Source organism: Pedobacter cryoconitis (assembly GCF_014207135.1).
In the GTDB taxonomy this organism is placed as follows: Bacteria; Bacteroidota; Bacteroidia; order Sphingobacteriales; family Sphingobacteriaceae; genus Pedobacter; species Pedobacter cryoconitis_D.
The window spans coordinates 71,974-89,509 of record NZ_JACHCC010000012.1 but is presented as its reverse complement, the minus strand read 5'-3'; the positions used below and the strand labels follow the sequence as shown (position 1 = coordinate 89,509).

The 17,536-nt window shown below is 38.1% G+C and carries 22 protein-coding genes and 1 tRNA gene; 14 read left to right on the top strand and 9 right to left on the bottom strand.

Annotated features, from left to right (window positions below; translation table 11 throughout):
* Positions 1 to 51: 51 nt before the first annotated feature.
* Both HDF25_RS20975 and HDF25_RS20970 read right to left on the bottom strand, forming a co-directional pair.
* Complete coding sequence (locus HDF25_RS20975; RefSeq protein WP_184628360.1) at positions 52 to 291, bottom strand: hypothetical protein; 240 nt, start codon at positions 289 to 291, stop codon at positions 52 to 54.
* 90 nt (positions 292 to 381) lie between these two features.
* Positions 382 to 822 (bottom strand): PaaI family thioesterase, encoded by a 441-nt coding sequence (locus HDF25_RS20970; RefSeq protein ID WP_184628359.1) that lies wholly within the window; start codon positions 820 to 822, stop codon positions 382 to 384.
* Positions 823 to 869: 47 nt separating this feature from the next.
* On the opposite strand from HDF25_RS20970, the gene HDF25_RS20965 reads away from it, so the two are divergent.
* Entirely contained in the window at positions 870 to 1,277 is a 408-nt protein-coding gene (locus HDF25_RS20965; RefSeq protein WP_184628358.1) for an OsmC family protein, read from the top strand.
* Positions 1,278 to 1,325: 48 nt separating this feature from the next.
* Here the strand turns inward: HDF25_RS20965 and HDF25_RS20960 are convergent, their stop codons facing one another.
* Positions 1,326 to 1,694, bottom strand: coding sequence for a PleD family two-component system response regulator (locus HDF25_RS20960; protein ID WP_260409429.1), 369 nt, complete (start codon positions 1,692 to 1,694; stop codon positions 1,326 to 1,328).
* A gap of 115 nt (positions 1,695 to 1,809) precedes the next feature.
* Between HDF25_RS20960 and HDF25_RS20955 the strand changes: the two genes are divergently transcribed.
* Entirely contained in the window at positions 1,810 to 3,195 is a 1,386-nt protein-coding gene (locus HDF25_RS20955) for an exonuclease domain-containing protein (protein ID WP_184628357.1), read from the top strand.
* A 75-nt stretch (positions 3,196 to 3,270) separates the two neighbouring features.
* Positions 3,271 to 3,344: transfer RNA gene (locus tag HDF25_RS20950), tRNA-Arg, on the top strand.
* A gap of 82 nt (positions 3,345 to 3,426) precedes the next feature.
* On the opposite strand, the gene HDF25_RS20945 is transcribed toward HDF25_RS20950, so the two are convergent.
* Positions 3,427 to 4,059 (bottom strand): nitroreductase family protein, encoded by a 633-nt coding sequence (locus HDF25_RS20945; RefSeq protein WP_184628356.1) that lies wholly within the window; start codon positions 4,057 to 4,059, stop codon positions 3,427 to 3,429.
* Positions 4,060 to 4,163: 104 nt separating this feature from the next.
* On the opposite strand from HDF25_RS20945, the gene HDF25_RS20940 reads away from it, so the two are divergent.
* A complete protein-coding gene (locus HDF25_RS20940) occupies positions 4,164 to 4,517 on the top strand; it encodes a winged helix-turn-helix transcriptional regulator (protein ID WP_184628355.1) in 354 nt (117 codons plus the stop codon).
* An 89-nt stretch (positions 4,518 to 4,606) separates the two neighbouring features.
* The gene (locus HDF25_RS20935; RefSeq protein WP_184628354.1) at positions 4,607 to 4,771 is read left to right on the top strand and encodes a hypothetical protein; all 165 of its coding nucleotides are present in this window, start codon (positions 4,607 to 4,609) and stop codon (positions 4,769 to 4,771) included.
* Between the two features lie 41 nt (positions 4,772 to 4,812).
* On the opposite strand, the gene HDF25_RS20930 is transcribed toward HDF25_RS20935, so the two are convergent.
* Together HDF25_RS20930 and HDF25_RS20925 are read right to left on the bottom strand one after the other, a co-directional pair.
* Positions 4,813 to 5,202 (bottom strand): RidA family protein, encoded by a 390-nt coding sequence (locus HDF25_RS20930; RefSeq protein ID WP_184628353.1) that lies wholly within the window; start codon positions 5,200 to 5,202, stop codon positions 4,813 to 4,815.
* Positions 5,203 to 5,326: 124 nt separating this feature from the next.
* Entirely contained in the window at positions 5,327 to 5,896 is a 570-nt protein-coding gene (locus tag HDF25_RS20925) for a Crp/Fnr family transcriptional regulator (protein ID WP_184628352.1), read from the bottom strand.
* Positions 5,897 to 6,054: 158 nt separating this feature from the next.
* On the opposite strand from HDF25_RS20925, the gene HDF25_RS20920 reads away from it, so the two are divergent.
* Positions 6,055 to 7,041: an amidohydrolase family protein gene (locus tag HDF25_RS20920; protein WP_184628351.1), complete on the top strand. Its 987-nt coding sequence runs from the start codon at positions 6,055 to 6,057 to the stop codon at positions 7,039 to 7,041.
* A 33-nt stretch (positions 7,042 to 7,074) separates the two neighbouring features.
* The gene (locus HDF25_RS20915; protein ID WP_184628350.1) at positions 7,075 to 7,944 is read left to right on the top strand and encodes a helix-turn-helix domain-containing protein; all 870 of its coding nucleotides are present in this window, start codon (positions 7,075 to 7,077) and stop codon (positions 7,942 to 7,944) included.
* A gap of 69 nt (positions 7,945 to 8,013) precedes the next feature.
* On the opposite strand, the gene HDF25_RS20910 is transcribed toward HDF25_RS20915, so the two are convergent.
* Entirely contained in the window at positions 8,014 to 9,873 is a 1,860-nt protein-coding gene (locus HDF25_RS20910) for a peptidase M61 (RefSeq protein WP_184628349.1), read from the bottom strand.
* Between the two features lie 133 nt (positions 9,874 to 10,006).
* Positions 10,007 to 10,699, bottom strand: a complete 693-nt coding sequence (locus HDF25_RS20905; RefSeq protein ID WP_184628348.1) for a DUF2461 domain-containing protein — start codon at positions 10,697 to 10,699, stop codon at positions 10,007 to 10,009.
* 121 nt (positions 10,700 to 10,820) lie between these two features.
* On the opposite strand from HDF25_RS20905, the gene HDF25_RS20900 reads away from it, so the two are divergent.
* From HDF25_RS20900 to HDF25_RS20880, 5 genes are all read left to right on the top strand, one after another.
* Entirely contained in the window at positions 10,821 to 11,189 is a 369-nt protein-coding gene (locus HDF25_RS20900) for a YccF domain-containing protein (RefSeq protein ID WP_184628347.1), read from the top strand.
* Between the two features lie 107 nt (positions 11,190 to 11,296).
* A complete protein-coding gene (locus tag HDF25_RS20895; RefSeq protein ID WP_184628346.1) occupies positions 11,297 to 11,743 on the top strand; it encodes a S24 family peptidase in 447 nt (148 codons plus the stop codon).
* A 59-nt stretch (positions 11,744 to 11,802) separates the two neighbouring features.
* Positions 11,803 to 12,579 (top strand): SDR family NAD(P)-dependent oxidoreductase, encoded by a 777-nt coding sequence (locus HDF25_RS20890; protein ID WP_184628345.1) that lies wholly within the window; start codon positions 11,803 to 11,805, stop codon positions 12,577 to 12,579.
* A 263-nt stretch (positions 12,580 to 12,842) separates the two neighbouring features.
* Complete coding sequence (locus HDF25_RS20885; protein WP_184628344.1) at positions 12,843 to 13,649, top strand: phytanoyl-CoA dioxygenase family protein; 807 nt, start codon at positions 12,843 to 12,845, stop codon at positions 13,647 to 13,649.
* A complete protein-coding gene (locus HDF25_RS20880; RefSeq protein ID WP_184628343.1) occupies positions 13,639 to 13,782 on the top strand; it encodes a hypothetical protein in 144 nt (47 codons plus the stop codon). Before HDF25_RS20885 ends, HDF25_RS20880 begins: the two co-directional genes overlap by 11 nt.
* On the opposite strand, the gene HDF25_RS20875 is transcribed toward HDF25_RS20880, so the two are convergent.
* Positions 13,764 to 14,522 carry a GNAT family N-acetyltransferase gene (locus HDF25_RS20875; protein ID WP_184628342.1) on the bottom strand — a complete coding sequence of 253 codons (759 nt, stop codon included), beginning with the start codon at positions 14,520 to 14,522 and terminating at the stop codon, positions 13,764 to 13,766. The genes HDF25_RS20880 and HDF25_RS20875 overlap by 19 nt on opposite strands.
* Before the next feature lie 271 nt (positions 14,523 to 14,793).
* Here HDF25_RS20875 and HDF25_RS20870 point away from each other — a divergent pair, with 271 nt between their 5' ends.
* Positions 14,794 to 16,068: an Hsp70 family protein gene (locus tag HDF25_RS20870; RefSeq protein ID WP_184628341.1), complete on the top strand. Its 1,275-nt coding sequence runs from the start codon at positions 14,794 to 14,796 to the stop codon at positions 16,066 to 16,068.
* A gap of 88 nt (positions 16,069 to 16,156) precedes the next feature.
* Positions 16,157 to 17,419, top strand: coding sequence for a phosphatidylserine decarboxylase family protein (locus HDF25_RS20865; protein WP_184628340.1), 1,263 nt, complete (start codon positions 16,157 to 16,159; stop codon positions 17,417 to 17,419).
* Positions 17,420 to 17,536 lie beyond the last annotated feature (117 nt).

The window sequence follows — 17,536 nt, the reverse complement described above, 5'->3', positions numbered from 1 at the left end:
AAAAGGGCCCGCCTTGGATGAATCCAAGGCGGGCCCTTTTGTATATAAAGATTAAGCCAGTTTATGAATATCCAGATGGCTGATAATTTTTTCCAATACACCAGGTTCTACGTTGGTATATTTTGAGGACCTCCAGGTAGAAGAAGGCTGATCGAGCCAGACACAAAATGAATGATAACCATCCACAATAACAGCGTAGGTTTCATGAAAATCATCCTGAATTCTCATGCAAAAACCTTTGACAGGTTTACCCTGTACATCAAATTGGAAGTTGAGATAATTACTTAACATATTCATACCTGGTTAGTTCATCAGTCTTAACAAATATGGATAAGAAATGTTTAGCTAATTTTAAATCGACAACATATTTCTGTTAATTTTCTAGCTCATGTTCAGCATATTAGAATACCCTTTGGCAATCAGTCTGTCTTTCTTAGGGAGAAAGACTTCACATTGTAAATTAATAATTCTCAACCCTCTTTTAACCACAGCTGTTCTGGCAATAATCAGGTCCCCTTCCTTTGCAGGTGCAAAATAATCAATTGAGTTATTCACTGTAGTATAAGCATCATTTAAGCCAAGCGTATAAACCGTAGCACCAATCAGATCATCAATAATCCCTGCTGTAACCCCTCCATGCAAAATCCCATATGGATTTGTCATTTCGTGCCTGACGACGTAACTGAATTCCAGCATCCCTGATTGCGCATTGATAACTGTCGGCTTAAGCCAGTTCATATAATTTGATGGAGAACCAGCTAGTTCTTTTCCTGTAAAGGATTGTAAAAAAAGTAATCGTTCGTGTATTTCTGATGATTCCATCAAGGATTTTTTTAATTTTAAATTTAAATTTAAGCAAAAAACACCATATGGCTAAGAAGCAAATCACTGCAGTTACTGAACTGGACCGCTCACATTATCTGACTAAAGTTTATGCAGGAGGTCATTTCATTTATGCAGATGAACCCGAAGATGTAGGAGGAACTGATGAAGGAATGAATCCAGGAGCACTTCTTCTGGCCAGTCTGGGAAGCTGCACCGCTATAACCATCAGAATGTATGCCGACCGGAAAGATATGGCTTTAGAAAGCGTTAAAATTCATTTGGCCATAGTTGATGAGCAGGAGATGAACGCTGCAACAAGAATTACCAGGCAGATTGAGTTTACCGGGGATTTATCAGAGACAGAATTAAACAGACTAATGCAAATAGCAGATAAATGTCCTATTCATAAAATACTGAGCAATCCTATTGTAATAGAAACCAGCTCATTATAAATCATATAGAATTTAGTACGGCTCATCTTATAATTAGTACAGTTTGCCCTATGCAGCAAGCTGTGCTCTTACAATTTTGATCAAGTTACTAATATCAAACGGTTTAGCTAAAAAATCGTTTGGTGCTCCAGGTTTTAAAAGTAAGTTATGGAGATTATGACTGGCAGAGATCATGACAACTGGTATCTTCTTGAATAATTCGTGCTCTTTTAATGTCTTGCAAATTTCTCTTCCATCCATCCCACCCAACATTACATCCAGAAGAATCAGATCCGGGGAGTTTTGTCTGACCATTTCCAGCACATCATTTCCGTTAGCTAATGTCAGCACCTCATACCCTTCTTGTTCCAGAATAATTCTGATGACGTCCAAAATATCGCTGTCATCATCAACCGCCAAAATTTTTTCAAACATCATTTCTCTCCTATTTTATTTCTAATATGCGATTTACATGCCACAGAGATAATAATTTGAATAATTATCTGTTTTACTAATTTTATTAGCATATTTACACCCACTTATCTAGCTATAAATGTCAAAATATGCAATTGTCGATATTGAAACTACCGGGGGCTTCGCTTCCGGTAATGGAATTACAGAAATCTCAATTCTTATTCATGATGGTTCGGCAGTTATAGATAGTTTTGAAACACTGATCAACCCTGAACAGGATATCCCCGAATATATACAGGCTTTAACTGGGATCAGTAATGAAATGGTCAGTAAAGCACCCTTATTTGATGAAGTTGCAGAAAAGATCTATCAATTATTAAATGATAAGATATTTGTGGCTCACAATGTAAATTTCGACTATTCATTTGTAAGACATCAGCTGGCTAATTCTGGTTTTGCTCTAAATTGCAAAAAACTGTGTACCGTAAGAATGAGCAGAAAAATTATTCCGGGCCATTCTTCTTATAGTCTGGGAAAATTATGCGCTGAATTGCACATTCCTTTACACGATCGTCACCGGGCCGGAGGAGATGCCGCTGCTACTGCGTTACTGTTATCACTCCTTTTGGAAAAAGATAACGAGGGAATTATTCCAAAATCCTTACTTAAATCTTCAGGAGAACAGGTATTACCACCAAACTTATCCAAATCAAAAATTGACGCACTACCTTCAAATCCAGGTGTTTATTATTTCAGGGATCAAAAAGGAAAGATCATTTATATTGGCAAAGCAGTGAATTTAAGAAAACGGGTCTGTTCTCATTTTTCGGGAAACAAAATCAACCGGCAGAGACAAGAGTTTCTTAAAAATATTTACGATATAGATTTTACAGTCTGTGGTACTGAACTGATGGCACTGATCCTGGAAGCAGCTGAGATACAAAAACACTGGCCAGAGAATAACAAGGCGCTCAAACATTTTGAACAAAAGTATGCTTTGTATGATTTCGAGGATCAGAATGGATATATCCGCCTGGGTATTGATAAGTATAAGAAGAATAGCAATGCCTTATATACTTTTAACAGTTTATTATCGGGGCAAAGTATGTTACGAGGTATGATCAATGAACATGTCTTATGCGAAAAATTGTGCTTTATACAGAAAAACAGATTGTCTTGTACCGCACATGAGTATGGAGGTTGCCATGGTGCCTGTCTGGGTCTGGAAAATCCGGTAACCTATAATGAACGGGTAGATGCAGCAATTAAACATTTAAAATCCGCTCTCCCCTCTTTTGCACTACTTGATTCTGGACGAAATGAAGAAGAAAAGAGTTGTTTATGGGTTGAAAATGGAAAATTTTATGGAATGGGCTATATTTCTTTTTATGCTGACATCTCTGATCATGAAACTTTGAAGTCAAACATAGTTCCTTATACATCAAATGATTATATTCTGAATATGATTCTCTCATACGCTGAATCACATCCCCTGCAGAGAATTGATCTCCCTAAATCTACCTGATTCACGATTTTTTTTAAAAAAAATTTGCGTTTACAGTACTTTAACCCTACATTTGTCGCTCCAACAACGGAAAACGCATCCATAGCTCAGCTGGATAGAGCAACGGTTTTCTAAACCGTAGGTCATAGGTTCGAATCCTATTGGGTGTACGAGATTCATTTCTTAATTAAAGGCGACGTTGCTCCAGACGTCGCCTTTTTTTGTTTAAGACTTTTTAACCTTCTCCGTAAACTAAATGATTTCTGTTATAAAGGTTTCTTTTGGAGTTCTAACCTTTTTCATATTCACCAGCCAGTCATTCGGTTCATCTCTGTAACCCAGCGCTAATATCACTGCACTCTTCAAGCCCAATTCTTTCAAACCTAATAATTCATCCAGAGCAGGTGGTAAAAAGCCTTCAATTGGAGTAGCATCAACCCTTTGCTCTGCCGCAGCACCAATTGCCAGACCAAATGAAATATAAGCTTGTCTCGCAGCATGGTTTGCATGCCATTCCTGCCCAAGAGGCTCATACATTCCCCAAAGTGTCTTTTTATAATCATCCATTGCATCCGCAGGTAAACCTCTTTCAGCAATAATCTTATTAAAGATATCTTCAATTTTAGCTAAGCTATAACCATCCCAGGCCGCAAAAACCAATAAATGTGAAGCATCAGTAATCTGGCTTTGGTTGTAAGCTATAGGCTTTATTTTTTCTAATAATTCTTTATTAGAAATTACAAAAACACGATAAGGTTGTAAACCCGATGAAGATGGAGCAAGCCGGGCTGCTTCTAAAATGTAATCAAGCTTGTCTTGTGGAACAACTTGTCCACTCATTTTTTTTGTGGCATATCGCCAATTCAACGCTTCTAGTAAGACCATTTTTAAAAAATTAATTAATGGACCAAAAGTAAGAACGCATTATGTATTTTTGTCATACAGTTACCAAAAGTAACAGTGACAAAAAGTATACTAACTAACATATCATGGATGAGAATCTCCCAACAATAACAGAAAAATGCGGTAAGAAAATACTTTCTGTACATGATGCCATGGATATTTTAAATGGTCGATGGAAGATTACAATTGTAGCTGCACTTTTTTTAAATAAAATGAGATTCACAGATCTTCTGCGTGAGATAAATGGGATTTCGGGCAAAATGTTAAGTCGTGAATTAAAAGATTTAGAAATTAATCAGCTCATCACAAGAACTGTTTTAAATACCCAACCTATAGGTGTTGAATATGAGCTTACCGAATATGGCCTCACATTGGAAAAAGTTCTTAAAGCACTATCAGAATGGGGCGTGGATCACAGAAAAAGGATTACCGGCAGATAGGCACTACCCGATTTCCTTACCGTAATAAAACGTATTGCTACTGACAGAATTTTATGTAATTTTGAGTATAGTCAAAAGATCAATAAATTATGGAAAAAACCAAACAGACATTTGATCAGGCAGAAATAGAACTTTTGAAAGAAGGTTTAAAACGCACTTATAAAGAAAGATTTGAAATGGCTACCCGGCTATACAAAGTGCAACAAACCATGAATAAAGCTTACATATCTCACAAACCATTTATTAGCAAGTAGACTGTGCATCTTAAAAAGACAACACAGTCTATGGAATCAGCTTATTTCACCACTGTCGCCTCAAGCTCAACTTTTAATGTTTCAAAAAGACTTTTCACTTCCAATAAAGTAAGCGCTTGCTTAATGCCATGTTTAGCTATCCATTCCTGGAAAATACCAAAATAAGGCCAAAGCTCTGCTGTCGAGGTAGTATAAATATTCAACCGCACAATACCTTTGCATTCGTATCCGGCCTCATGAATGACTTGTTCCAAATTCTTCAGTGCCAGAATTAACTGGGTTTGCATATCTTCCGTACTTGATATACCATCGGCACTTATCGCTGTTTGCCCGGAACAATAGAGCGTACCTTCTACATTCTTCACTTCAACAGCCTGCGCATAACTACGTTCGTCCTGCCATTTCCAGGGATTAATTACTTGTTTTTCCATTTCTTTGTTCTTGATGTCTCCCTGCAGGTACGACGGTTGTTAAAAATTGTACATGACAAAGATGAGGTCAAGCCCTCTATTTTTGCGTGACAAACATCACAAATATAAACTAATCGAAATAAGACTAAGAAGCACGCCAAAGTCTGCTCAGGGTTTCGCGCGAAACACCCAGATAAGAAGCAAGCAGGGTTTTAGGTACCCTTTGAACTAATGAAGGATATTGTTTAACGAGTCGTGCGTAACGTTCCTTCGCATTGGAGGTAAGAAAAGACAATATCCGCTGCTGCGATGCAATGTGCCCGTTATTCGCTTTCGTAAGAAAAAAATGTCCCATCTTTTGAAGGCCTGCACATACCTTTTGGTAATCTTCGAGTGAAAGGCAGAACACTTCAGTATTTTCAACGCACTGTAAAGACATTGTCGCTTTACTTTGCTTGTGATAAGCTTGAAAATCGCTTTCCCACCAGTCTTCCATAGCGAAAGAAACAATATGCTGGCTACCCATATCATCCGTATGTACTAGCTTTAACAGACCTGAAATCACAAAGTAAGAATACCTTACAGCCTCCCCTTCCTGAATAAGAAACTGATTTTTCTTAAACTTTTTAATGGTAAAATGAGTACTTACAAAGGTAAATTCATCATCACTGAGTGGTATTACTTTGTCTATATGTGCTTTTAGTATTTCATACATAGTATTAGGATCACCTTCATTAGTCACAAAAATATAGTATAATCTATAATTATCGGCTGCAAAGTTATTACCGCGAATTGTGCTATAGTTACCGCGAGTTCATTATTGATTACCTAAGTTTGTTATTGTTCCTTTACATTCAATTTAAATTACTAAAAATGAGAATAGTAACATTAGAAGAACACGTATCATTTCCAGAGATGACAAAGCTTATACCCGCCGACATATTGGGGAATAAAAAGCCGTCAGGTGCCGCAACCCTAATGATGCCAAAACTGGTTGATATAACTGGTGAACGTTTGAATTCTATGAATGATTCAGGCATATCTATGCAGGTACTCTCTGTCGAAAATACAGATGTAAACTTATTAGACAGTACTCTGGCACCTGAATTTGCTTCAAAATATAATAATCTGCTGGCTGAGAAGATTAAAGACCATCCTGAGAGGTTTACCGCATTTGCACATCTTCCGATGACTGCCCCAGAAGCAGCAGCAGATGAACTTGAACGCACAGTGAAAACTTATGGGTTTCGCGGTGCAATGGTTAAGGGACTAACTAATGGCGATTTTCTTGATGCCCCCAAATTTGCTCCCATTTTTGAAAGAGCTGAAAAACTGGGTGTCCCAATCTATATTCATCCGGGAGTTCCGCCAGATGCAGTAATGGATGCTTATTATAGTAACATAGGCAATAATACTGGTCCTTTTGATCCTATTGCTTGCTGGGGATGGGGATGGCATTCAGAAACGGCCATTCATGTATTACGTCTTTTGGTTGCAGGAATCTTTGATACTTACCCCAAATTAAAGATTATTATAGGTCATATGGGCGAAATGTTGCCAATCATGTGGGACAGATCGAACAAATCATTTCAACCTGGCAATGGCGGACAGAATCAGCGCACGCTTATAGACACTTTCCGACAACAGCTTTATATCACTACAAGTGGATTTTTTACACAGCCCCCACTTCAGATTGCACTGGACACTATCGGTATAGACAATATTATGCTCTCTGTAGATTATCCATTCAGCAGCAATCAGATGGGCATAGACTTTCTGAACGGAATTCAGCTTCCACCAGAACAAGTGGCAAAAATTGCACACGGAAATGCAGATAAATTACTAGGGCTTCAGCCTTAAAAATACCTGAATAAAAACACTATTTTTGAATTAATGAATACTATTCCAGTACATAAATTACAGGACAGAACTGATCTGGGATTTCAGCTTAAACCGTTTACTCAAGAGGATATAGATTACAGGCAGCCTGAGTATTCAGATGCACACAGGGACGATCATTATATATTTTTCATTATGTTGAAAGGTTCCGGCTCAACGATTGTAGATTTTGAAGAAAAAACAGTTCAAGCGAATCAACTCTATTATATTCTACCTGAGCAGGTTCACTATCGGATTAAAACATTCAAGGCAAACGGATGGTTCGTTGCTGTAGATCCTTCGTTAGTAAGCACAGAATGCAGGAATGCTTTGGAAAGTTGGTTAGGTTTCCAGGAGCCAGTTACATTAACGTCAAATGACCTGGAAGACTATGACAACCTCCTTCATATCATACATGGTAAAATAGCAAATCGCCCTCAGGCGGGAGTAAATTTAAATGTACTTCATTCGTTAATCCGCGCATTCTTTGAAATGGTTGCAAGTAACGTCCGCGTTTCTCCTGATTTCAATATGAGTAGTTCAAGACCAGTCGAACTCTCTATGAAATTCAGGAAACTATTGAATGAAAACATTAGAAATTATAAAAGTCCTTCGGATTATGCCGATCTGCTTCACATTTCCGAGCCTTATCTTAATGAATCCTTAAAGAAGATTACCGGCTCTACAGTTTCATTCTGGATAAAGTATAAAATTATCACAGAGGCTAAACGACTATTGTACTTTAGTGAACTGAATGTAAGGCAAATATCCAACGATCTTGGTTTTGAGAACCATTCTTACTTTTCCCGGTTTTTTCTCAAAGAGACCGGAATGACAGCCCTTACTTTTCGCAAAAAAATCAAGGATCCGAATAGCCTTGCTTAATACCATACAACAGCAAAGCCGGACAATGCCCAGCTTTGCTGTTGTAATTTTAACTCAAATACAATCTGATTAAACCTTAGTGTTTAACCAGGCTGCTCTCAACTTTTTCTGCTCATCAGTCAATACCGGATATTCTTTAAGAATATTGTATTGTTTATCTTCCTGAACCTCAACCGGCTGGCTCAACTTAACCTCAGCCGCCTTGCCATTACTATCTTTTCTCGATACCACTACAGTAAGCATACCTTCTTTTAGATTAGTACGTACACTATCCAGAAATTGCCTCACTTTTGAAATTTCAGGGATACTCTGACCGTTAATACTTACCAGTTCATCACCTTTCTGATAACCCATTTTCTTCCCGTAACTGTTCATCCCTGTTGTATCTGCCACAAACAATCTATTGGTTTGATTATTATAACCCAGCCCCATTTTTCCGAAATTTGCTTTTTTAACATTTATAAAGGGTTCATAATCCACTCCTATAGAGGCAAAAATCTCCTTATAAGGCAGTTTTTTAGTACCAGCTACATAGCTATTTAAGAAATCCCCGATTTCAGGATAGGTCAGTTTGGTAATAGTCGCAAACAACTCGTCATCTTTAAAAGATTTTGTTTTTCCATAAGTCTTCGACAGGTCTTTCATCAAATTCTGGGTTCCATATTTTCCATTCGACAACTGACGAAGTTTAATATCAAGACAAAGTCCGATCAGGGCTCCTTTTGCATAAACATTATTATACTGATTCGCAAAAGTATCCAGTACACCTTTAGACATACGGGTGAAAGCCAGTGTATCGTTAAAATGCATTGCTTCATTTAACTTTTCGGCCTGAGTCTTCAGATAACTATTGAAATCAACCAGCCCATACTTCAATTGCATATGATGAGCAGCATATTCTGTAAGCCCTTCATACATCCATAAATGTTCAGACATTTTAGGATGATCGTAATCAAATGCACCAATTTCTTCACTATGAATGCTCAGCGGAGTTACAATATGAAAAAATTCATGGGAAGCAGTATTTTTAACTGTTTCAGCCAGCTGTGCAGGATTAAAAGACTCGGGTAAGAAATAGAAAGAAGAATAAGAATGCTCTAAAGCACCATAGCTCCTGATATGTGTATTGTCTGTTAAACTTATAATAAACGCATATTTATTTACCGGTAATGTTCCTCCAAGATATTCTTTTTGTGCTTCCAGCATATTTTTCAGTCCTTTAGCAATATCCGCAGAAGTAGCCTTTTGATTAGGTGAATACAGAGAGATTAAAATATCCGCTCCGCCAATATGTAAAACCGTTGTATCAGGTTTATTATACATGATGGGTGCATCAGCCAGACTGTAATAATCAGGAACGTTATACTGATCAGTAGTTGGATTCAGGTGATTAGCCTGGAGAGAAGTCGAACCGAAGAAAGCTGCTGGTTTGGTAACTGTTACCTCAAACGGAATACTTTTCTCTCCGTCAAAATAACCGAAGAAACCAAAATTATTGATCACAAATACCTTATCCTTTTCTATATCAGTTCCCGCCGGCTGAAAGATTTCGGGCCCTTTAATTTCAGGGCTATCCCAGCTATCATCCACCATATAAGTGATTTTTGAAAGATTTCCGGCATCAGATATTTTCCAGGAATTCAAATCTGTCTGATTAACCTTCAGCTGATTTCCTTTTTTATCAAAAGCTTTAAAGGCCGAAATATAACGCCCGAAATCATAAATAGCATAAGTACCAGGAACCATTTTAGGAAGATGAAATACCGCTTCACCACTCTTTAGTTTTGGTGTAAGTAAAGTAACCTGTAGCTTATCTTCCACCACATCATTTAAATTGATGCTATACTTGTAGTTTGAAGAGCTTTTCTGCGCAAAAGCAGTGCTGGAAATTGCCAGCAGCAAAAGAGGGATAAAATATTTTTTCATCATATTAATATAATTGATCTTTGTTTGATTCAGTATTACTAATTCTGTTACAAGAATAGCGTACAAAAAATATCTTTTTGTTAAACCAAAGTTATCTACTGTTAATTAGTGTTAACGCCTCTTCCCAAACCACCTCTCAAATAGCCAGTCCATTGATATCAGTAGTCAGCACCTCGCTCATATAATCAAAGAAAGGCCGCATATTCTTAAACGTCTGACCAGCCTCCTTTACAAAAGAAGGATCTGTTACTTCCTCGTCTGTAAATTTCCTTCTCAATAAAAACTGCTTGTAACGCAGCAGATCAATAGCTTCATCGGACGCATCAAATCCTTTAGGGGTTGTCTTCAGCTGTTCTCCCTTTAAAACACCGAATGTTGATATGAAAGATTTATCATTTAATATCTTTCTAAGTGGAGCAGGATCTGCGCTGATCTCTTCACGGATACGTTTTAAGTCTTGTGTATCAGGCCCCCAGAACCCACCACTTATGAAGCTATTGCCCGGCTCTATATGGAAATAATACCCTCCCCTTTTTTGTTTGGTAGCTCTTGCAAAACCACCACTCCAATTATTTTTGTAAGGTGTCTTGTCCTTCGAGAACCGCGTATCCCTGTAAATACGCTGAAGACTTTTCTTACCTGATTGCGTTTCTATGACATCGTGAACATTCAACTCCCGCAGCAGCTCATCTGCAAAATTCTCTATAAATGACTGCTGTTCAATAAATTCGTCTTTATGTGCATTAAACCAGTCACGGTTATTATTTTCTGCTAATGATTTCAAAAAATCCAGACATGAAACCGGGATTTCTGATGTTGACTTCGGCATAACTTTCGGATATAAAATTTAATTTTGATTCTATTGGACTATGGTTCTTCTCAGTAAACAAGAAAATTTTAATTACTGTAACTAAACTTATCATTTTCCATCTTAATTATAAAAATACAAAATGAATTTAATAGGTAACATTATATGGATTGTTTTTGGAGGGATATTTATCTTTTTCGAATATATTATTGGCGGATTGATTTTATGCCTGACCATCATAGGTATTCCATTCGGATTACAGTGTTTTAAATTTGCCTTTGTCGGCCTTGCCCCTTTTGGGGTCAGGATTACGGACACATCATCCAATACAGGTTGTCTTTCTACCATCATGAATATCATATGGCTGCTCTTTGGTGGTTTTTGGATTGCGCTGACTCACCTGTTTTTCGGTATACTATTATGTCTTACCATTGTCGGTATTCCTTTTGGAAGACAACACTTTAAACTCATGAACCTGGCTTTCTCTCCATTTGGAAAATCAATCAGTTAATTTGAGCTGATCCGATATCCAGCATAATAAACACTAATTTTTTTAGTAAAATATTTAGCCAATACAAATATTTAAACTAAATTTGTTAGTGTTTTTATTTATCAATTATGCTTAGGAAAAACTTTCTTTATCACAACGAAGACTTTGAATCTATAGAGAATCAGGGACAGTTGACCAACTTCATTTCACCTGTAGATGAGTATTTAGAGAGCAGGTTACATATTATTCAGAGACTGGTTAAAGACCCCGGTAATACCTATTACTTTGAAATGCACAATAGTGACATGTTTCAAAGTGGGATTTCGAAAGGTGCATTGTTAATTATCGATAAATCCCTGAAACCTAAAAACGGATCAATTGTCATTACCAGTCATGAAGGACAATGGATTGCCCGTATGCTAGTGAGTAATGAATACCTGATGACCGGGCCAATGGATCAGAAACCTATTAAAATAGAAGAAAATGGTCTCAATATTTTCGGGGTCGCTACCTGGAGCTGTAATCCTCTGGCAGGAGAAGGTTCTATGGGAATCGTTGACCTCACTGTAGAATAAATATATTTCCGGCCGTATACTAAAAAGATAATACCTTTAGGGCAAATGAAGCCGGTAATATGAATGAATATGCATTAATCACAGGGGCGAGCAAAGGCATTGGAAAATCCATGGCCCTGCTACTTGCCAGTACAGGTTATAACTTACTCCTTATTGCCCGTTCCGGGACAGAACTTGAAGAATTATCGATCCAGATTCAAAACAAGTATCAGGTCAGGGTATCCTATCTTGCAATTGATCTTTCCGGTAATAATGCCTCTAAAGAAGTAGCCGGCTGGTGTAAAAACCAGACATCACAACTTTCCATTCTGATCAATAACGCCGGTTTCGGTTTATGGGGCAATTTTGAAGATCTGGTTCTTGCAGATCAGCTCAATATGCTTCAATTAAATATCAATGCAGTTGTAGAGCTGTCTCATTTGTTATTACCTGTTTTAAAACAACAGAAACAGGCTTATATATTAAATATAGCCAGTACGGCAGCCTATCAGGCATTACCTACACTGGCAGTCTACGCCGCCACCAAAACATTTATTCTTTCTTACAGCCGGGCACTGCGTTTTGAATTAAAAAACTCTCCGGTTTCTGTCAGTTGCCTCTGCCCCGGCCCTACTGATACCGGATTTGCAAGTCGTGCGGGAATGGATGCGCTAACTGACCTGGCAAACAAATTCAATACTCCACCCGAAGAAGTTGCCCGGATCGGACTCAAAGGTATGTTTAACAAAAAATCAGAAATTATTCCTGGTTTCTTAAATAAACTCTCCGCTTTTGGTGCAAACCATTTACCTAAATCATTGATAGAAAGGATTAGTGCCAGTTTATTCAGACACTAAAAAAAAGAATTAAAATAAATTTCATATTTCTAATATTTTCTTCTACTTTTATAGTCTACTAAATAAGTAGACTATATTTTAGATATGACAACTTCACAACATATATATTCTGCATTCCCCATGCGAATGCCCTTTTCTCAAAGGGCCGTCTATTATTGTTGTTGCTGTTAATCTCTCCCATCCTTATTGATTAACCAATCCCCCCTGAATCTTCAAAAGGTTTAAGCTAATTCTCTACTGTAAACAATTTAAAACTTATTGTTATGGACTCTTCATATCCAAAATTTACCCTGGGCGCTGTCATTACAGCCGAACAAGAAGACTTTTTCAATCAAAATGGCTTTATTCATTTTAAACGCTTTATCAAACCAGAAACAGTGAATGACATTATACAGGCATCCTCACTGGTACAGCAAAAATGGATAGAGAAGCAACAGATTAAAGTAAATGGAATTCCCATAAAATATGGAAAAGACTTAGACGGCTCAACAATAGTACAACGGTTTGCCTTTATCAATCAGCATCACCCCCTCTTTACTGAACTTACACTTGACCCCCGTTTTAAAACATTATTAGAACTTATCGGCCCCGGAGCAAGACTAGGCACTTCAGAAAAAGACGGCATGGTATTAAACCACTATGTAAACGGCCCTGAAAGTAAGTTCACACAAATGGGCTGGCATACTGATGGTCTGCGTGACATTTTTCAGGGTACAAGATTAAATCCTATGCTGAATGTCGGTATACACCTGAGTCATGTAAAACCGGAAAATGGTGGCCTCAGAATTTTACCTGGTACACATAACCAAAGTCTTTACCATATGCTTTTCCGGAAAAAATACTTTCTGAATACGAATGCCGACGTTAATGAAGTTGCTATTGCACCAGAAGCAGGTGATCTGACCATTCATGACGGACGCTTATGGCACCGCGTTGCACAATCAACCGTAACAGGTGAAGCCAGCCGCAGGCGCGTCATCTATTTACCAATTATTGCCGGAAAATATGAACCAAAGCATGAGAAAAGCCCAACTGCTTTTTATCAGCGTTTCGCAAATCTTGTTAAATAATCATCATGCTGATTACCCTATTGATAACTTACCTGGTCAGATCAGGGAAACTGGTAAGCTACAGAAAGTCATTGAGCCAGCTCAGACTACCTTCAATGACTTTCTTTACCAGGTTCAGACTGCTAAAGAATAGGTATTGATTTCTTCTACAGGCCTAAAACCTAATTTACTGTAAATCCGCTCTCCAGCTGCTGAAGCATGCAGTACACAATATTTTCTGTGTGCTTTAATACATTCTTTCAGCAAATGAACAGTTACACCGGCAGCCATGCCCCGCCCCCTGAATTCGGGTAAGGTCCCGATCATATGCAGGCCGGCAAATCCATATTGATCATAAAAGATTAATCCACAAGCCACAGGTCTGTCCGTTTCATAACCAATGAATAATCCAGGACTATTTTCCTGATGCAATAGTGATGCTACAATACGGCCATCAACTTTATATTTAAAAGATTGGGAGGCAATTGAGGCAAAGCAATCCGCGTCCCCGGCATTTTCCACTGCTCTGAAATCAATTTCCGCTGTCACCTCAGGAAACTTTATCTCTGCCAGATCAATGATCATCCCCAATTGTTTAAGTTTTGGTTTAAAACCCGCTTCTGTTAATTCCTCCTTATAATGTGAACCCATAGAAGCTGTGAGTGTCAGCATATCCGGTAATTTATTCTCACGGATCTGCACAGATAAATCCTTAAATATTGAACCTTCAGGATCCGTTCCGTTGCCCAGGTTGAATACCCTTTTCGGCCAGTCTGATTCCCCGGGAATAACAGCATTAAAGTCAGGGTTAAATAAAATGGTCTGAGAACTATTCCCAACAAAGTTCCAAAATTCGAACAGGTTATTAATTATAGTTTTTTCTTCTTGTATCATACAGATTGATCCTGCCGGATTTCTGATATTTCCGGCAGGTCATACAAATTTAAACAAGCCAGAAGAGCGTCTGGTAGACCAATCCTATAATCGGGATAGTCCAGTTCAAACACCATTAAATCTAGTTAAATTCCATATTTAACACATAGATATTAGTCTAAAAATCTACCTTTACAGGCGGTAAACACAGTATAATAAAGAGACTCTGGTCCACAGGCTGCTGTAAATACTTCATTAAGATCATTTTATCAATCAATATTTCCCTTTTGCAATGAGTAAGTTTCTATATGGAATTGATTTTGGAACAACCAATTCTGCACTTTCTATTTATGATGAAGAAAAAAAAGAAATCATCACCACAATCACAGTCCCTTCCCTTTTATATTTCCAGCAAGAACCAGGCACAACCGAGTCACCCAATTATGTTGTAGGTGAAAATGCAATTACTGCCTATCTTGAAGACAACATGAAGGGCCGGTTTATTAAATCTATTAAGCAAATCTTATCCAGGAGCAGTTTTATAGAAACAAGGATTCACAATAAAAGATATAACGCTTCTGACCTGGTTGCCTTAATTCTTAAAGACCTTAAAGCAAAAGCAGATAAAATCATTGGATACGATTGCCAGAAGGCAATTATTGGAAGACCCGTATTTTTTGATGATGACAGTGCATCAAAAGATACATTGGCCCAGACAAGATTAAGTAAGGCAGCAGAAAATGCCGGTTTCAATGAAGTGCGTTTTCAATTCGAACCGATTGGTGCAGCATTTGCCTACGAGAAAACAATCAGTAAAAAAGAGAAAGTACTGGTTGCCGATTTAGGCGGAGGAACAACAGATTTCACCTACCTGATCCTTGACCCCGAAAACGTAGGCAGCAAAGACAGGAGAAATGATATGATTGCCTCTGGTGGTATATACATTGGTGGAGATAGTTTTGACTCTGCATTTATGTGGGATAAAGGCACTCCATATTTTGGAAAGAATACTTTGTATGAAGCTACCCCTGGAAAAGTACTAACTGTTCCTATGTCCCTTTTCGCCAATATCTGTACCTGGGATAAAATGAATTTTTTTAACGGACTCCGGATACAAAAAGACTTACAGGACTATTATCACTATTCAAAGAAAGACAGAAAATTCAAAAATCTGATTACACTAATCGATAATAACCTGGGTTACTCTGTCTTCCGCTCTATCGAAAAAACAAAAATCACACTGTCCGATCAGCCGGTTTCACCATTTACCTATTCCAATATGGGCATAGAGATCAATGAAGAAATCTCTGCGGAACAATATGCGGCTGTTATTGAAAAAGATGTCCGAAAGATCAGTGTTTATCTGGACGAATTTATGCTGAAGAACAATATCAGAGCCGAAGAAATTGACAGTTTGTTCCTTACTGGCGGAAGCTCCCTGGTTGGTGGTATACAAAATCTATTCAAGACCAGGTTTCCACATATTCCGGTAAATTCAGGAGACAACTTCACCAGTGTAGCGAAGGGTCTTGCTTACAGTGGTTATTTGTTTGATGCTGATAATTAACAAAATAAATGAACAGAAAATGAATATAAAAGAACGGGTTTAATCTTTCAGCTTTACTTAATTTCATAGTGCTTCAAAAAAAAATGCTATGGAAACAACAGCTATTGAAAAATTGGCCCCATTCCGTGTTGGCGAATGGCTTCCTTCTGATCAGACTATCCTGCAAAACTGGCTTCGGGATCTGATTGCAGAAGTTGAAAAGGATAAAAGACCACTGTTACCGGTTATAGAAGAATTCAAGGAGTTCATCGAAAGTGATGCAGAAGTCTTTATGTGGTTCAACCTTATGTTCGAAGAGGTTCCGAAGAAATTCAAAAAGAATCCTGCGGGTGCCCCCCAGGTCAGGAACTATCACCTCATGCTCAGGCTGATGAACAGGATAATGACAAAAGCACCTGAGTTCAATGAAACAGGGCTTGTTGGATTTCCTATCAATGCTATTCTTGACTGGTCTATGGGCACTACAGCAGGTTATGCAGCTTTCCTGAATGAAAAAGTTAACTGGCAGCTCAAAAGAATTCTAAGCGAATGGGCAATCTTTTTATCTTCCAAAGATTCAACCTACGTATTAAATAAAGATCCGAAAACCGGTTGGTTTGGTGCAGATGCAAAAAAAGCTATGCCAGATTTCGATCAGGAATTTATATGTGATCCGGCCAAGCAACATCACGGCTTTAAATCATGGGATGACTTCTTTACAAGAGAGTTCAGAGAAGGTCAGCGTCCATTAGCAGATCCTGATAATGATGCAGTTATCACAAACGCGTGTGAATCGGCTCCCTACAGAATTGCGAAAAATGTAAAACAACATGATCAGTTCTGGATCAAAGCTCAGCCTTATTCACTCGAACATATGATGGCTAATGACCCACTATTAGACAGCTTTGTTGGGGGGACTGTATACCAGGCCTTTCTCAGTGCTTTAAGTTATCATCGCTGGCATAGCCCGGTCAGCGGCAAAATAGTCAAAGCTTATGTGCAGGACGGTACTTACTATGCTGAGGCCCTGTCAGAAGGGTATGATCCGGCTGGCCCGAATGACTCACAAGGATATATCACCGAACTGGCAACTAGAGCCTTGATATTTATTGAAGCTGATAATCCAGCCATAGGCCTGATGTGTATTATGCCAGTAGGAATGGCAGAAGTTTCATCTTGTCAGATTACAGTTTATGAAGGACAGCATGTAAAAAAGGGTGAACAGCTGGGGATGTTTCATTTTGGAGGCTCCACACATTGCCTCTTCTTTGGTCCGCAGGTGAAACTAGAATTCGATATGCATGGACAGACACCTGGTTTAGATTCCAGCAATATTCCTTTAAAATCAAAAATCGCCACAGTTATCAATTAAAGAGAGAGAGATTAATACTCAAGATCATCTTCCTGGAGAGTCAGACCGGTTTCCGTTCTGACTCTTTTTTTCGTAATAGTAATTCATTCACAGAATATATTTACATTGACGGTAATT

Bases quoted from the DNA above. Each gene is read 5' to 3' on its own strand.
- HDF25_RS20975 (WP_184628360.1), bottom strand. From the start codon at position 291: ATGTTAAGTAATTATCTCAACTTCCAATTTGATGTACAGGGTAAACCT.
- HDF25_RS20970 (WP_184628359.1), bottom strand. From the start codon at position 822: ATGGAATCATCAGAAATACACGAACGATTACTTTTTTTACAATCCTTT.
- HDF25_RS20965 (WP_184628358.1), top strand. From the start codon at position 870: ATGGCTAAGAAGCAAATCACTGCAGTTACTGAACTGGACCGCTCACAT.
- HDF25_RS20960 (WP_260409429.1), bottom strand. From the start codon at position 1,694: ATGATGTTTGAAAAAATTTTGGCGGTTGATGATGACAGCGATATTTTG.
- HDF25_RS20955 (WP_184628357.1), top strand. From the start codon at position 1,810: ATGTCAAAATATGCAATTGTCGATATTGAAACTACCGGGGGCTTCGCT.
- HDF25_RS20945 (WP_184628356.1), bottom strand. From the start codon at position 4,059: ATGGTCTTACTAGAAGCGTTGAATTGGCGATATGCCACAAAAAAAATG.
- HDF25_RS20940 (WP_184628355.1), top strand. From the start codon at position 4,164: ATGGATGAGAATCTCCCAACAATAACAGAAAAATGCGGTAAGAAAATA.
- HDF25_RS20935 (WP_184628354.1), top strand. From the start codon at position 4,607: ATGGAAAAAACCAAACAGACATTTGATCAGGCAGAAATAGAACTTTTG.
- HDF25_RS20930 (WP_184628353.1), bottom strand. From the start codon at position 5,202: ATGGAAAAACAAGTAATTAATCCCTGGAAATGGCAGGACGAACGTAGT.
- HDF25_RS20925 (WP_184628352.1), bottom strand. From the start codon at position 5,896: ATGTATGAAATACTAAAAGCACATATAGACAAAGTAATACCACTCAGT.
- HDF25_RS20920 (WP_184628351.1), top strand. From the start codon at position 6,055: ATGAGAATAGTAACATTAGAAGAACACGTATCATTTCCAGAGATGACA.
- HDF25_RS20915 (WP_184628350.1), top strand. From the start codon at position 7,075: ATGAATACTATTCCAGTACATAAATTACAGGACAGAACTGATCTGGGA.
- HDF25_RS20910 (WP_184628349.1), bottom strand. From the start codon at position 9,873: ATGATGAAAAAATATTTTATCCCTCTTTTGCTGCTGGCAATTTCCAGC.
- HDF25_RS20905 (WP_184628348.1), bottom strand. From the start codon at position 10,699: ATGCCGAAGTCAACATCAGAAATCCCGGTTTCATGTCTGGATTTTTTG.
- HDF25_RS20900 (WP_184628347.1), top strand. From the start codon at position 10,821: ATGAATTTAATAGGTAACATTATATGGATTGTTTTTGGAGGGATATTT.
- HDF25_RS20895 (WP_184628346.1), top strand. From the start codon at position 11,297: ATGCTTAGGAAAAACTTTCTTTATCACAACGAAGACTTTGAATCTATA.
- HDF25_RS20890 (WP_184628345.1), top strand. From the start codon at position 11,803: ATGAATGAATATGCATTAATCACAGGGGCGAGCAAAGGCATTGGAAAA.
- HDF25_RS20885 (WP_184628344.1), top strand. From the start codon at position 12,843: ATGGACTCTTCATATCCAAAATTTACCCTGGGCGCTGTCATTACAGCC.
- HDF25_RS20875 (WP_184628342.1), bottom strand. From the start codon at position 14,522: ATGATACAAGAAGAAAAAACTATAATTAATAACCTGTTCGAATTTTGG.
- HDF25_RS20870 (WP_184628341.1), top strand. From the start codon at position 14,794: ATGAGTAAGTTTCTATATGGAATTGATTTTGGAACAACCAATTCTGCA.
- HDF25_RS20865 (WP_184628340.1), top strand. From the start codon at position 16,157: ATGGAAACAACAGCTATTGAAAAATTGGCCCCATTCCGTGTTGGCGAA.